The sequence below is a fragment of the Thermodesulfobium narugense DSM 14796 genome (assembly GCF_000212395.1).
Classification (GTDB): Bacteria; Thermodesulfobiota; Thermodesulfobiia; order Thermodesulfobiales; family Thermodesulfobiaceae; genus Thermodesulfobium; species Thermodesulfobium narugense.
In genome coordinates this window covers 567,160-581,710 of record NC_015499.1, presented here as the reverse complement: position 1 = coordinate 581,710, position 14,551 = coordinate 567,160, and the positions used below count along the sequence as shown (strand labels likewise).

Below are 14,551 nucleotides of genomic sequence, written 5' to 3'. Positions count from 1 at the left end.
TCAATTAAGGTAAAACTTCTTTAGATATTGATGCACCAAGATTACTGAGTTTGACTTCCAAATTTTCATAGCCACGATTAAGATGTGAAAGTCCAAAAACCCTTGTTTCTCCTTCTGCAATTAGCCCGGCAATTACAAGCGCAGCACCAGCTCTTAAATCGAGAGCTCTTACTGGTGCACCCGATAAGTGATTAACCCCCACTATAACTGCAGTTCTTCCGTCAATTCTAATATCTGCACCCAATCTGCTCAATTCCTCAGCATGCAAATATCTATTTTCAAAAACCATTTCTGTTATAACAGAAGTACCCTCGCCCAACGATAATAGGGCCATAAATTGTGCCTGCATATCTGTAGGAAACCCTGGATGTGGAGATGTTTTTATAGTTACTGGTTTAGGTCTATTTTTACATCTTACCCTGATGCTATTTTTCTCTGGCAAAACTTCAATACCTGCTTCTATCATCTTTTCAATAACAGAACTCAAATAGTCAGGATTTATATTCTCTACAAGAATATCACCCTGTGTTATCGCTCCTGCAAGCATTAAAGTACCAGCTTCAATACGATCGGGTATAATCGAATAATTATCGATTGGTTTAAGAGATTTTACTCCTTCAATTTCAATAGTTCTTGAACCAGCTCCCCTAATTTTTGCTCCGCATAAATTTAAAAATTCTGAAAGACCTAATATCTCTGGTTCCTTTGCTGCATTATCGATAACTGTCATGCCCTCTGCAAACACAGATGCCATAATCAAATTCTCAGTAGCACCCACGCTTGGGTAAGACAAATAAATATTTGCACCTTTAAGTTTATCGCATTCAAGATTTACAAAACCATGTTCAATTGATCTTTTTACACCTAGAGCCTCAAAACCCTTAAGGTGTATATCTACTGGTCTAGAACCAATAGCACAACCTCCAGGAAGAGCTACTTTTGCTCTACCAAATCTTGCAAGAAGTGCCCCCGCTACCAAAAAAGATGCTCTCATAGCTATAACAGGTTCTAAAGGAGGATCGTACCTTGATACGTTTGAAGGATCAATTAAAACCTCTGAGTTTCCCTTAAAATCGACTCTACCCCCAAGACTTGAAATTATTTTTGCCATAGTGTTAACGTCCAATAAATATGGAACGTTAGACAAAAACACAGGTGAATCAAATAGTAGAGCCGCTGCCATTATAGGCAGCGACCCATTTTTTGAACCGCTAGTTTTCACAGAACCTAATAAAGGCTTGCCGCCACAAATCCTATAATATTGTTTAGAAAAATTTCCATTACAATTATTTACTTCTAAAATACTCCTTACGCACCTCTTTTCCTACTTCCACTTCTTCTATTCAACAGTTCAATCGCCTTAAGCCTTGCAAGTGCCCTTGCAAGAGCAGCTTCTGCCCTCTTTACATCTACCTCTTCTGTTTTCATAGTCAATCTTGCCCTAGCTCTCTTTTCGGCTTCTTTAGCCCTCAACTCGTCTATATCTACAGCAAGTTCTGCGGCATCAGAGAGAACTGTTACCTTATTATCTTTAACTTCGAGAATTCCTCCGATAGCAGCTACTACCTCCCTATCAGAGTTCTCCTTAACAAATTCTATCACATCTACCTTCAAAGTAGTAACAAGCGGTGCATGTCTTGGCATAATACCAAGTGATCCTTCTTCTCCCATTGCTGAAACAAATGTTACTTCTTCATCGACTACAACACCTTCAGGGGTTAATATTAACAATTTCATTTGTATTCACCCCTAACTAGCTTGTGATGCTTGCATAGACGCTGCCTTCTCACGAGCTTCTTCAATTGTTCCAACCATATAAAAAGCCTGTTCGGGTAATTCATCACAATTGCCATCAAGGATTTCTTTGAAACCTTTAATGGTATCTTCACGCTTTACATATTTACCATTCATTCCTGTAAAGGCTTCTGCAACGAAGAATGGTTGAGACAAAAATCTTTGAATCTTTCTAGCCCTGGCAACAGTCAATTTATCGTCTTCAGAAAGTTCTTCCATTCCAAGAATGGCAATGATATCCTGGAGATCTTTATATTTTTGCAAAACTTTTTGGACTCCACGAGCTACTAAATAATGTTCCTCACCTACAACTCTTGGATCAAGTATACGAGACGTTGAGTCAAGCGGGTCTACAGCAGGATAAATGCCGAGCTCTGCAAGAGGTCTTGACAAAACAACAGTACCATCAAGGTGAGCAAATGTTGTTGCAGGTGCTGGGTCAGTCAAGTCGTCAGCAGGGACGTAAACAGCTTGTACAGAAGTAATAGAACCATCTTTTGTGGTTACAATACGTTCTTGCAAGCTTCCAACGTCTGTACCCAAAGTAGGCTGATAACCTACTGCAGACGGGAGCCTCCCAAGAAGCGTAGAGACCTCAGAAGCTGCCTGAACAAATCTAAATATATTGTCTATAAACAATAACACATCGGCCTTATCAACATCCCTAAAGTACTCTGCCATAGTAAGACCTGTCAAACCAACTCTCATACGAGCACCAGGCAGCTCATTCATCTGACCAAAAACCATAACGGTCTTGTCGATAACGCCAGATGCCTTCATCTCGTGATAAAGATCATTGCCTTCACGAGTTCTCTCTCCAACGCCTGCAAATACTGACTTTCCGCCGTGCTCTGCTGCAATGTTCCTTATTAACTCCATCAAGATAACTGTTTTGCCTACACCCGCACCACCAAACAAGCCTATTTTCCCGCCTCTTGGAAATGGAACCAAAAGATCTATGACTTTGATGCCTGTTTCCAACTGCTGAGGAACAGGGTTAATATCTCTGAGACTTGGGGGAGCCTTGTGCAAAGGCGAAAAATTTTTTGCTTCAACCTTTGGACCATCGTCAACTGTATTGCCCAAAACGTTAAAAATTCTACCAAGGGTTTCGTTACCTACAGGAATCATAATTGGAGCACCAGTATCAATCACTTCAGTTCCTCTAACCAAACCGTCAGTAGAAGACATTGCAATAGCCCTTACTCGATTATCACCTAATTGTTGCATAACTTCTAAAGTAATGTTGAATTCCTGCCCATATTGATTTTTCCCCTCTATTTTAAGAGCGTTCAAAAGTGCAGGTATTTTGCCAGGTTCAAATTCTATATCCACAACAGTACCTAAAATTTGTACAACCTTACCAACGTTCGCCAATGTCCACCTCCTAAGAACCGAGAGCTGTAGTGGTTCCTACAATCTCACTCAGCTCGCGGGTAATTATCGCTTGACGCGCTTTATTGAAAGCAAGTGTAAGTTGTTTAATTAGATCTTGTGCATTCTCTGAAGCTTGAGACATAGCTTGCATCCTTGCAGCTTGTTCGGAAGCCGCAGTCTCAAGAATCACTCTTAATATTTCTGCCATCAAACCTCTTTCTAACAAATATGAAGCTACCACATCTTCTTCAGGTTCAAAAATATAAGTCGCTTTAGGCTCAGACTTTTCCTGTACGTGAATTAAGGGTAGCACTTCTTCTTCAACAATTGTGTATTTAGCCATAGATTTGTAGTTATAGTAAAGGACTTTTAAGGCATCTATAGTGCCATCAGAAAAATACTTTGTAATTTCTGAGGCTATTAAAGAGGCTTCTGCTTGAGTGGGGGGTTGAGGTAATTTTGTAAAGCTAGCAATCACTACTGGGAATCTTCGTTCAAGAAACTGCTTTGCTTTTCTCCCTACAGCAAAAAGTCTAACCTCTTTGCCTTCAGATTTGTACTTTTGATAGAGCTTAAGAGTTTCCTTAAGAATGTTTGCATTAAAAGAGCCACAAAGTCCTCTGTCAGAAGTCACAACCAGAATGCCTACCGTCTTTACCTCTCTTTTTTCTAAAAGCGGATGTTTGAAACCAGCAATTTCAGTCGAGAGCCTTTTGGTTAGCTCAAACATTTCTCTTGAATAATCTTTGACCTTTTTAACCCTTTCTTCAGCTTTCCTTGCTTTAACCGCAGCTACAGATTTCATTGCCTTAGTTATCTTTTGAATATTTTGAACAGCCTTTATCTTTCGTTTTACATCATTAGGACGCATTTTATTTACCGCCTACGAAGAGAGCTTTGAATTCCTTAATTGCTTTCTCAAGCTTTTCTTCAGTTTCTTTTGAAATAGCCTTTTCTTTTGTTATTGCCTCAATTATATCCTGGTTGTGAGCTTCAATATAAGATAGAAGTTCTTTTTCAAACCTTTGAATGTCTTCGGTATTTATATCGTCCAGGAATCCACGAACTCCCGAGAATATAGAACATACTTCTTTCCAAAGAGAAAAGGTCATATATTGAGGCTGTTTTAAGAGTTCAACAAGTTTTTCGCCTCGGGTCAAAACTTGTTTTGTAGCTGGATCAAGATCAGAAGCAAACTGAGCAAATGCAGCCAATTCACGATATTGTGCTAATTCAAGCCTTAATCTGCCTGCTACTTGTTTCATAGCCTTTGTTTGCGCCGAACCACCTACACGAGAAACAGAAAGACCTACGTTTACAGCAGGCCTGACACCAGCATAGAAAAGCTCTGGCTCAAGATATATTTGACCATCGGTAATAGAGATAACATTAGTTGGAATATAAGCAGTAACGTCACCAGCTTGCGTTTCAATAATTGGTAGAGCAGTTAAGCTACCACCTCCGTAATTCTTGTTGAGCTTTGCTGCCCTTTCAAGAAGTCTGGAATGTAAATAAAAGACGTCTCCCGGATATGCCTCACGACCAGGCGGTCTTCTCAAAAGTAGTGAAACCTGCCTATATGCCCAAGCATGTTTAGAAAGATCATCGTAAATTATCAAAGCGTCTTTACCCTGCTCCATAAATTCTTCGCCCATTGCGCAACCGCTAAACGGTGCAATATATTGAAGAGCAGCAGCATCAGAAGCATTAGCCACTACAACAATTGTATAATCCATCGCACCATTGTCTTCTAACGTCTTAATAATAGTTGCAACGGTTGATGCCTTTTGACCTATTGCTACATAAATACATATCATATCTTGATCTTTTTGATTAAGGATCGTATCAACACAAATAGCTGTTTTACCAGTTTGTCTGTCGCCAATTACAAGCTCTCTTTGGCCTCTACCAATAGGGATCATACCATCTATAGCTTTAATACCTGTTTGTACAGGTTGATTTACAGATTGTCTGGTAATTACGCCTGGAGCAACTCTTTCTATCACCCTGTACTTCTTTGCATTGATAGGTCCTTTACCATCAAGAGGCCTTCCTAAAGCATCCACTACTCTACCCACCAACTCTGGACCGACAGGGACTGATATAACCCTTCCAGTTGATTTAACTGTATCACCTTCATTTAGTTTTGAGTCATCACCCAAAATAATTGCACCCACAGAATCTTCTTCTAGGTTAAACACAATTCCATAAACGTCATTTGGGAATTCTAAGAGCTCTGACATCATAGCATCTTTCAAACCCCAAATCCTTGCTACTCCGTCACCAACAGATATAATTGTGCCAACCAGTGCAGACTCTGGTTCAGCTTTTATATTAGATAATTGCTTTTTTATTACATCAGTAATTTCTTCAGCCCTTATCTTCAAAAAAACAACACCTCCCTTCAATTAGCTAAAAGAAGTCTCTTGGCTTTATCCAAGGACCCCTTAATACTTGCATCAATAAGATAGTCTCCAACTTTTGCTCTAAAGCCACCAATAATCTTTTCGTTAACGACTTCAACAATATCTACAGCTTTAGCATTAAATTTTTTCTTAAAGTATTCTATAAAATTTGATTTTAATTCGTCAGTTAATGGAATAGCCACTTCAAGATTGGCGACAATCCTACCACTTTCTTCGTTTAAAGTCTCTTCTAACGATTGCAAAATAAAAGGCAACAAAGAAAATCTATTTTTATCAACAAGAAATTCTAAAAAAGAAAAAATATCACTTGAAATCTTGTTTTTTAAAGGCTCAATCAGTTCCTTCTTAGTACTAATATCAAGAACAGGATTTAAGATCACTTTGTCAAGTCCAGTTTCTCTAAAGCTCTTCATAAGGGTTTTTGTTTCGTCAACAACGTCTTGCAGGTTTCTCTTGTTTTCCTTGAGAATAGACAAAAAAGCCCTTGCATATCTTTTGGCTAAAACATAGTTGCTGCTCATTTTAATTCTTACCTATCTTTTGCAAATATTCTGTTACAAACTTCGTCTGCGCATTTTTATCCAATTCTTTCTCAAGGAGCTTCTCTGTAAGAGAAATAGTAAGATTAACAACTTCAACTTTCAGTTCTGCTATAACCTCTGCCTTAGCCCTGTCAAGATCTTTGGCAGCACTGTCAACTATCTTTTGTGCCTCTTCTTTAGCTTTTTGAATAATATCTTTTTTTACTTCTTCAGCATAAGCTCTTGCTTCTTCTACAATCTTTGAAGAACGAGCCCTTGTTTCTTCTAGCTCTTTCTTTGATTCCTGCAAGAGTTTTTCTGCCTCTTCCCTTTCTTTTCGAGCCTGTTCTATTGCACCCGCAATAGCCTTTTCTCTTTCTTTAAGTGCATTGTTTATTGGTGGAACAACAAATTTTGCAAACAAAAAGAAGAATATCAAAAAGGAGACAATAGTCCAGAACTCTAGTCCAAATTCAAAATTCATCATTTTTTTAGATCTCCCTTAAAAGAATAAAAGACTAGTGCTTAGGAGCTGCAAACAAAAGGATCATAGATACAACAAAGCCATATAAAACCTGAGCTTCAATAAAGACTAGTACCAAAATCATATAAGTACGTAGTGGACCAAGAAGCTCTGGTTGTCTTGCAAGAGCGGTCAAAAAATATCCGCCTAAAATACCCATTCCTGCACCACCACCAGCAGCGGCAAATCCAATAGCTACACCTGCGCCCAATTGAGCTAATCCAAGGTTTATACTTACTGCATCCATTTAAAAACACCTCCGAATTTATTATTAAATTTTTAAATTTTAAACTGTAAAGAAAAATTCTAATGTTCAGGAGCAACAGCACCAGCTATGTACATAGCTGTCAAAACGGCAAAGATTACTGCTTGCAAAAATTTGACAAATACCTCCAAAAAGTACATTCCAATAGATGCTAAAAAGGGTAAAGCACCAAGAATAAAACCTCCAACAAAAGCGCCTGTTGCCATTAAACAAAGATAAATGAACACCCCAATAATAATGTGTCCTGCCGTCATGTTTGCAAACAACCTAACAGATAATGAGAGTGGACGAGCAAGATGGCTAAATATTTCTATGACAAAAACTACAGGAATTAATGGAGCAGGAAGACCCGGTACAACTATACTTTTTAAATATCCAATCACGCCATTTCTGAAAACTCCTAGAACGTTATAGAGTATAAACACAAATATTGCAAGTATAGCGGTTGTATTAATGTTGGCTGTAGGCGTATAAGTGCCCGGAATAATTCCTATAAAATTCGATGCAAAGATAAAGAAAAATATTGAAGCAATAAGTGGAAAAAATCTTTCAACGTCTTTTCCGTGCATAAAACTTTCAACCAGATCTTTTTTAACAAAGTCTACAAGAACTTCAAATAAGGTAACAAGTCTATTAGAAGGTATTACAGTCATATTTCTACTACAATAAATCAAATAAAGCATCATAATTACAGAAGCTATCCACATCCACAAAACTGCCTGAGTAATGCTAAGATCAAACCCGGCAATATTTATAGGTATGATTTTGTGTAACATGAATTCTTCAGCGATATGCAACTTTCTTCACCCCCTTTCATTTTTGATTTAAAATTTGTTTTAATATTATCCATAAACCAGAAAAAACGCCTAATAAAAGTCCAAACAAAAAACCTGGCAATCCACAACCTAATTTTTCCTGTAAAAACCACCCTAATAACAACCCTCCTAGCGTAGTACCTAAAACGTTAAAACCTAACTGAACAACATATAGGGGTAAATTTTGTTCTTTTTTATTCTTTTTTATATGATTCACCCCTAACTACAAAAATCATTTATAGATTAATAGATTTTTCTTATCATGTCAATAATAAAATTATATCTCCAATAAATAATTAAAATTTTACCTAATTATTTAATATTTTAGTTTCACCAACTTTATATGTCACTAGTTTTGTCAGAAAAGTCTTAATTTTCTAAATAAACAAAGCTTATATAAATAAATAACTTATCTTACAAATTAATAGATATTTTTGAATATTTAAAACCCTGAAAATTGAATAGAAGCAAATAATAGTTTATCTTAAACTAATAATTTAGTGATATCATTTTAATATAATATCAAAATTTTTTGGACTGGAGGAAAGAAAAGATGGATCCAAATCTGAAGTGGCACGGTGAAGTTTTTGGTAAAAGAGCCGTAGAAGCTTTGAAAAAAAACAACTTTAACGCTGATTTCTTTAACACCAGAGAAGATTTAATAAACAAACTTTTAGAAATTATTCCAGAAAAGGACGTTATTGGAGTTGGAGGCTCAACAACCGTACAAAGCCTTGGAATACTGGATATCTTGTCAAAAAGAGGTAATATTATTTTAGATCACAATAGACCTGGCCTGTCACCAGAAGAAGTTCTAAGCTTAAGAAGAAAGCAGTTAACCTGCGATACATTTATAGCAGGTTCAAACGCCATAACACTTGATGGAAAGCTCGTCAATACTGATGGAGTTGGAAATAGAGTTGCCTCTATGATATTTGGACCAAAACAGGTAATAATAATAGCTGGAACTAATAAAATAGTAAAGGATGAGGAAGAAGCAAGAAAAAGAATCAGGACAATAGCAGCACCACTAAACAACAAAAGGCTAAATAGACCAAACCCATGTACTGTAACAGGTGAATGTATGGATTGTCAGGGACCAACCAGGATATGCAACATTACAACTATATTAAAAAAGAGGCCGACTCTTACTCCATTTAGCGTTTTTATAATTAACGAGCATTTAGGTTTCTGATATCAGATTATCATCATAATCGTATCTAAAGTCCTCCGGCCTTTCAGAACTAAGTTTAAAAAAATATTCTAGAGATCTTAGAATTCTAAAAGAGGCTCTTCCATCTCCATATGGATTGAGCTTCTTTTTCATAGAAAGATAAAAAGTTTTATCGCTCAAGAGCCTTGCTGCAGTATCGTATATTTTTTCACCATCAGTTCCACTTAAAACAACTGCATTCGCCTTAAGAGCCTCAGGCCTCTCTGTGGTCTTTCTCATAACGACTACAGGAATGCCAAGAGAAGGAGCTTCTTCTTGGACGCCTCCAGAATCAGTAAGTATAAGATAACAATTCTTCATAACGTGTATGAAAGCTTCGTAGTCAAGAGGTTCAAGCAAAGACACTCTTGAATTATTACCCAAAATATTTTGAGCATCAAATCTTATTTTTGGATTCATGTGTACAGGGAAAATTATATGTATGTCATCAAAGTTTTCAACTAACTTTTTTATTGCCTGAAAAATATTTTTCATCTCGTCCCAGTTTTCTCTTCGATGGGCAGTAACTAAAATTTTTCTCAAAGGAGAATTTATTATCGAATTTAAAATTGGCGGAAAATCATAATCCCTTTTAGATATATGAAGCAAAGAATCTATCACGGTATTCCCAGTTATATATATATCTTCTTTCTTGACATTTTCCTTAATCAAATTATTAAAAGAGGTAATAGTAGGTGCAAAATGTAGATCAGCAAGACAAGTAGTCATTTTCCTGTTAATTTCTTCAGGATAAGGATTGAATTTATCATAAGTTCTCAAACCTGCCTCTACATGTCCAACTGCTATTTTGTGATAAAATGCTGCTAATGCTCCCACGTAAGTAGTTGTAGTATCTCCCTGAACAAGAACAATAGAAGGATTCACTCTCTTTATGATATTACACAAACCTTCTAATGCTCTAATGGTTATTCCTTCAAGACTTTGACCCGGCTTCATTATATCAAGATCAAAATCCGGTTCAATGTTAAATATTTTCAAAACCTGATCTAACATCTCTCTGTGTTGTGCAGTAACAACTACAATAGGCTCAAAATGCTTCGATTTTTTTAGTTCTAAAAAAAGTGGAGCCATTTTAATAGCTTCAGGTCTAGTCCCAAAAATCAGCAAAGCTTTATGCACTTTTTCTCACTCCAATAACGATAGATTCAAGCAAAAATAAAAATAAATAACCAAAAATCAGAAAAGAAGCAGTAAACAAAAAATATTCTTGAGGCAAAAAGACAAAAAAGAACACCAAAGATCCTACTACAGTAATTCCTCTAAACAAAAAATTGATCTTCCTTACACTCCAACCCTTTTCCAAAAGCATATGATGAAAATGGCCTTTATCTGGCGAAAAGATTGATCTTCCAGATATTGATCTTCTTATAATAGCCCAAAGGGTATCCGCCACAGGAATTATTAACATAATAATAATCGAAAATAATGTTACTATTGTAAGAGCTTTCATAAATCCAACAACTGAAAGCAAACCAATTATAAAACCAACAGTCAAAGAACCGCTATCTCCCATAAATATTCTAGCAGGATTTATGTTGAAGACAAAAAAACCTGTCATAGAGAATAAAAGTATTATCGAAATTATAAAAACAAAATTCCTATCCAAAACATACGAGACTATTGCCATTGATAAAAGTATTAAAATAGCAACTCCCGATGCCAAACCATCCATGCCATCTACTAAATTTAGAGCATTAGATAATCCTACGAGCCAGAAAATAGTCAAAAATAATGACAATCCTCCAAAAAATAAATACCCTACAAATGGAAGATAAATATAGTCTATTCGAAATCCCAAATTAAAAGCTATAAATGAGGCAAAAATTTGGGCTGCTAACTTCACAATAGGGTTAATTCCAAAAAGATCGTCATATAACCCAAGGAGAAATATTGGCAAAATGCAAATCAAGAAATCAACAACTTCGAATCCTTTTACTAGAAAGGAGTATAAGAATACAGTAACTAGAAATGGAACAAAAAATCCAACTCCTCCAAGACGAGAAGTTAATTCGTTGTGAATTTTTCTCTTATCAGGCCTATCATAAATTTTCAGCTTTTCAGATAAAAAAATTACAAATTTAGTGTTTAAGAGAGAAAGAAAAAAAGAAAACAAACACATAAGAAATAACAAGATAAATTACACCTCTTTGTCATCAGGAATAAATTTTATAATCTCTACTCCAGCTTCCTCTAACATCTCTAAAGCAAGTTTATCAGGATAATCTCCCTGATAAACTATTTTAACTATTCCTGCCTGAATAAGCATTTTTGCACACGTTATACATGGTTGATTTGTAACATATATTGTAGATCCCATCAGGCTAACTCCATACATAGCACCTTGGATTATTGCATTTTGCTCGGCATGTAATCCCCTGCAAAGTTCCTGTCTTTCGCCAGAAGGAATATTCAACTTGTCTCTCAAACAACCAATATCAAGACAATGCAAAAGCCCTGAAGGAGCGCCATTATATCCAGTTGACAATATTCTTTTTTCCTTTACAATGACAGCTCCAACTTTCCTTCTTATACACGTTGAGCGCGTAGCAACTAAAAATGCAATTTTCATAAAATAAGAATCCCAATCAGGTCTCACTTTTTTTCCTCTCTTCATTTAAGTATCTTTCAGCTATTATTACAGCTGAAATGTCATCAACTGGTTTATCCAAATATCCAAAAAGCTTGCAAAAAAAACCTTTAAATCCTTTTAGTGAATTAATATATCTCCATTTGGCTTCTACCGAAGTATTTCTTTCTGATATCACTATGACCTTTAAATCCAAATTGAGTTCATCTATTAATTTCATCACCTTTTTATGTCCAGTTCCACTTCCAACAACAACCACTTCAATTTCATATTCTTTTATAAATCTTAAAAAATCTTTTTTGAAGTCATTAAGTAGTATTATCCCTTTTGAAAAAATATTATACCTTTCATCTAAAATTGCATAACCAATTTTATAACTTCCTGCATCAATTCCTAAAATCAATATATAATCCTCACTTTTTGAATATTACACATTTATGATAAAATAGTTTTGAATGTTTGACTACTAAATATATCATAAAGTTATCAAACTTACCCTGTCTAAGCATTGCGAGATAACAGTGGACAATGCTCAGATAGTGGATTTATTATTTAAGGAGGAACTTATGTTAGACAAAGAACTTAAGAAAAAGGTAATAGAAGATTTTGGTCTGCATGAAAACGACACTGGTTCAGCAGAAGTACAGGTAGCTATACTAACTTACCGTATTGAAAAACTTGCAGAGCATTTAAAAGAGCACAAGAATGACCTTCACTCAAAAAGAGGACTTTTAAAGATGGTAAACCAAAGAAAGAGGTTGTTATCTTACGTAAAGAACAAGGATATAAATAGATATAGAAAGCTGATCGGCAAACTTGGTCTTAGAGAAACTGCATAATGAACGAAGTACACAGTATCACAAAAGAAGTAGCAGAAGGCATAGTTATAAATATTGAAACTGGACTTTTAGCAAAACAAGCAAACGGTTCAGTTACTGTTAGATCAGGAGATACTATAGTTTTTAGTGCAGCAACTATGTCCAAAGAAGCCAGAAGCGATATAGATTTCATGCCTCTTGTAGTCGATTTTGATGAAAAGATGTATGCCGCGGGAAAATTCCCTGGCGGTTTTTTCAAGAGAGAGGGAAGACCAAGTGAAAGAGCTATCCTATATAGCAGGATTATAGACAGATCTATTAGACCCTTATTCCCAAAGGGATTAAGAAATGATGTCTGTATCTCTTCCTTTCCTCTTTCGATAGATAATGATTTCCCTGTAGATGTGCTTTCTATTATCGCTTCCAGTGCAGCTTTATGTATTTCAGACATTCCTTTTGACGGACCTGTAGGCGCTGTTAGAGTTGGCGAAATTGACAAAAAGTTCATTTTAAATCCAACAATTGATCAAATCGAAAAGAGTGACATAGACATTGTAATTGTAGGTAAAGAAGACAACATTCTTATGATAGAAGGAAGCTTTAACGAAATCCCTGAAGATAAGATAATTGAAATAATCAATTATGCTCTTCCAGCAATAACAAAGATATGCGACATCCAAAAGGAGTTAATATCGTTAGTAAAACCTACCAAAAGCTTAGTTTATTTACAAGAACCAACAGAAGACATCACTAGCTCTTTAGATTCCATTCTAACAGATAACATCACAGATAAGTTTCCCCTAAAAACAAAACAAGATTTTGAAAATTTGGAAAAAGAACTAAAGGACGAAATTTTGTCTGTTTTGTCCGACAGGTTCGGATCCGAATTCGTAGAAGCAAATATTTTACTAATAAACCAGGCTTTCCAAAATAAACTAAAGAAAATAATAAGAAATTATGTGATAAAAAATAAAAAGAGAGTTGATGGCAGAAGTTTAGATGAAATTAGGCCGATATCCATTCAAGTTGGCTTGTTACCAAGAGCACACGGTTCAGCCCTTTTCACAAGAGGTCAAACACAAGCGCTTAGCATTGCAACATTGGGAACACAAGAAGATTCTCAGATAATAGATACCCTTTATCAATCAAGCAATGAAATCAGAAAAAGATACATGCATCATTATAATTTTCCGGGTTTTAGCGTAGGTGAAGCAAGGCCTTCAAGGGGGCCGGGAAGAAGGGAAATTGGTCATGGTGCTCTGGCAGAAAAGGCTTTGTTACCCGTTTTACCAAAAGAATCTGATTTCCCCTATACTATAAGAGTTGTTTCTGAAATACTTGAATCGAACGGATCATCTTCTATGGCTTCTGCATGCGGTTCTTCTCTATCACTAATGGATGCAGGTGTCCCTATCTCAAAACACGTTGGCGGAATAGCCATGGGACTTATTTATGAAAACGAGGAAATTATTATTTTATCGGATATTACCGGTTTAGAAGATGCAATAGGAGATATGGACTTTAAGGTTACCGGAACTATTGATGGAGTTAGCGCGCTACAACTAGACGTAAAAGTACCTGGTATACCCATTGATGCCCTCTCAAAAGCAATTAAAAAAGCATATGAAGGCAGAAAGAGTATTATAGAAAAGATGAATCAAGCTATATCACACCCTAGAGAAATGCTCTCAAACTATGCGCCAAGAATAGAAATGATCCAAATAAATCCAGAAAAAATAAGTGATGTAATAGGACAAGGCGGCAAAATAATCAAAAAGATAATAGAAGAAACTGGCTCAAAGATAAGTATTGAGCAGGACGGCAAAATTTATATAGCATCCACATCCAAAGAGGGTCTAAACAAGACTATCGAGATTATACAAAACATAACTAAACCAATAGTCCCAGGACAGGTTTATATCGGAAAAGTAACCAAGATATTTAACTTTGGTGCTCTTGTTGAAATTTCTCCCGGAAAAGAGGGTCTGGTTCATATTTCTGAGCTTTCAAAGACAAGAGTTAAAAACGTTGAAGATGTCTTAAAGTTGGGCGATGAAGTAACTGTTAAAGTTCTTGATCTTGAAAGCAATGGGAAAATAAATTTAAGCATAAAGGCTCTCTCGGAAAATCCATCAGATCTTAAAAATGATAGACATTCAGGAAAGCAAAAAAGGACTAACAGATAACGAAA

General features: G+C 35.9%; 17 protein-coding genes. 3 read left to right on the top strand and 14 right to left on the bottom strand.

Translation table 11 applies throughout. The features are described 5' to 3' along the window. Positions 1-4 precede the first annotated feature (4 nt). The 10 genes from murA to THENA_RS09805 are packed head-to-tail and all read right to left on the bottom strand — an operon-like array spanning position 5 to position 7,938. Entirely contained in the window at positions 5-1,252 is a 1,248-nt protein-coding gene (murA, locus tag THENA_RS03025; protein WP_041437914.1) for a UDP-N-acetylglucosamine 1-carboxyvinyltransferase, read from the bottom strand. Between the two features lie 56 nt (positions 1,253-1,308). Beyond that, positions 1,309-1,737 carry an ATP synthase F1 subunit epsilon gene (atpC, locus tag THENA_RS03020; protein WP_013755963.1) on the bottom strand — a complete coding sequence of 143 codons (429 nt, stop codon included), beginning with the start codon at positions 1,735-1,737 and terminating at the stop codon, positions 1,309-1,311. Between the two features lie 12 nt (positions 1,738-1,749). Beyond that, complete coding sequence (atpD, locus tag THENA_RS03015) at positions 1,750-3,171, bottom strand: F0F1 ATP synthase subunit beta (RefSeq protein ID WP_013755962.1); 1,422 nt, start codon at positions 3,169-3,171, stop codon at positions 1,750-1,752. Positions 3,172-3,181: 10 nt separating this feature from the next. Continuing rightward, the gene (gene atpG / locus THENA_RS03010; RefSeq protein WP_013755961.1) at positions 3,182-4,042 is read right to left on the bottom strand and encodes an ATP synthase F1 subunit gamma; all 861 of its coding nucleotides are present in this window, start codon (positions 4,040-4,042) and stop codon (positions 3,182-3,184) included. A gap of 1 nt (position 4,043) precedes the next feature. Then, positions 4,044-5,558: a F0F1 ATP synthase subunit alpha gene (gene atpA, locus THENA_RS03005; RefSeq protein WP_013755960.1), complete on the bottom strand. Its 1,515-nt coding sequence runs from the start codon at positions 5,556-5,558 to the stop codon at positions 4,044-4,046. A 17-nt stretch (positions 5,559-5,575) separates the two neighbouring features. After that, positions 5,576-6,118 (bottom strand): ATP synthase F1 subunit delta, encoded by a 543-nt coding sequence (atpH, locus tag THENA_RS03000; RefSeq protein ID WP_013755959.1) that lies wholly within the window; start codon positions 6,116-6,118, stop codon positions 5,576-5,578. Between the two features lies 1 nt (position 6,119). Next, positions 6,120-6,605 carry a F0F1 ATP synthase subunit B gene (gene atpF, locus THENA_RS02995; protein WP_013755958.1) on the bottom strand — a complete coding sequence of 162 codons (486 nt, stop codon included), beginning with the start codon at positions 6,603-6,605 and terminating at the stop codon, positions 6,120-6,122. A 31-nt stretch (positions 6,606-6,636) separates the two neighbouring features. Continuing rightward, entirely contained in the window at positions 6,637-6,888 is a 252-nt protein-coding gene (gene atpE / locus THENA_RS02990; RefSeq protein ID WP_013755957.1) for an ATP synthase F0 subunit C, read from the bottom strand. Between the two features lie 59 nt (positions 6,889-6,947). After that, positions 6,948-7,703: a F0F1 ATP synthase subunit A gene (gene atpB, locus THENA_RS02985; RefSeq protein WP_013755956.1), complete on the bottom strand. Its 756-nt coding sequence runs from the start codon at positions 7,701-7,703 to the stop codon at positions 6,948-6,950. A gap of 16 nt (positions 7,704-7,719) precedes the next feature. Further along, positions 7,720-7,938 (bottom strand): AtpZ/AtpI family protein, encoded by a 219-nt coding sequence (locus tag THENA_RS09805; protein ID WP_013755955.1) that lies wholly within the window; start codon positions 7,936-7,938, stop codon positions 7,720-7,722. 336 nt (positions 7,939-8,274) lie between these two features. Between THENA_RS09805 and THENA_RS02980 the strand changes: the two genes are divergently transcribed. Then, on the top strand, positions 8,275-8,916 hold the full coding sequence (locus tag THENA_RS02980; RefSeq protein WP_013755954.1) for a lactate utilization protein: 642 nt from the start codon (positions 8,275-8,277) through the stop codon (positions 8,914-8,916). On the opposite strand, the gene wecB is transcribed toward THENA_RS02980, so the two are convergent. Genes wecB through ruvX form a run of 4 tightly spaced genes read right to left on the bottom strand, consistent with a single transcriptional unit; the run spans position 8,905 to position 11,945 of the window. After that, complete coding sequence (gene wecB, locus THENA_RS02975) at positions 8,905-10,074, bottom strand: non-hydrolyzing UDP-N-acetylglucosamine 2-epimerase (RefSeq protein WP_013755953.1); 1,170 nt, start codon at positions 10,072-10,074, stop codon at positions 8,905-8,907. The genes THENA_RS02980 and wecB overlap by 12 nt on opposite strands. Beyond that, positions 10,067-11,074 carry a glycosyltransferase family 4 protein gene (locus THENA_RS02970; RefSeq protein ID WP_169309409.1) on the bottom strand — a complete coding sequence of 336 codons (1,008 nt, stop codon included), beginning with the start codon at positions 11,072-11,074 and terminating at the stop codon, positions 10,067-10,069. The genes wecB and THENA_RS02970 overlap by 8 nt, the downstream gene beginning before the upstream one ends. Positions 11,075-11,092: 18 nt before the next feature. After that, on the bottom strand, positions 11,093-11,551 hold the full coding sequence (locus tag THENA_RS02965) for a deoxycytidylate deaminase (protein WP_013755951.1): 459 nt from the start codon (positions 11,549-11,551) through the stop codon (positions 11,093-11,095). Further along, on the bottom strand, positions 11,541-11,945 hold the full coding sequence (gene ruvX, locus THENA_RS02960; RefSeq protein ID WP_013755950.1) for a Holliday junction resolvase RuvX: 405 nt from the start codon (positions 11,943-11,945) through the stop codon (positions 11,541-11,543). The genes THENA_RS02965 and ruvX overlap by 11 nt, the downstream gene beginning before the upstream one ends. 163 nt (positions 11,946-12,108) lie before the next feature. Between ruvX and rpsO the strand changes: the two genes are divergently transcribed. Then, positions 12,109-12,381, top strand: a complete 273-nt coding sequence (gene rpsO / locus THENA_RS02955) for a 30S ribosomal protein S15 (RefSeq protein WP_013755949.1) — start codon at positions 12,109-12,111, stop codon at positions 12,379-12,381. Further along, positions 12,381-14,546: a polyribonucleotide nucleotidyltransferase gene (locus tag THENA_RS02950; protein ID WP_013755948.1), complete on the top strand. Its 2,166-nt coding sequence runs from the start codon at positions 12,381-12,383 to the stop codon at positions 14,544-14,546. The genes rpsO and THENA_RS02950 overlap by 1 nt, the downstream gene beginning before the upstream one ends. Positions 14,547-14,551 lie beyond the last annotated feature (5 nt).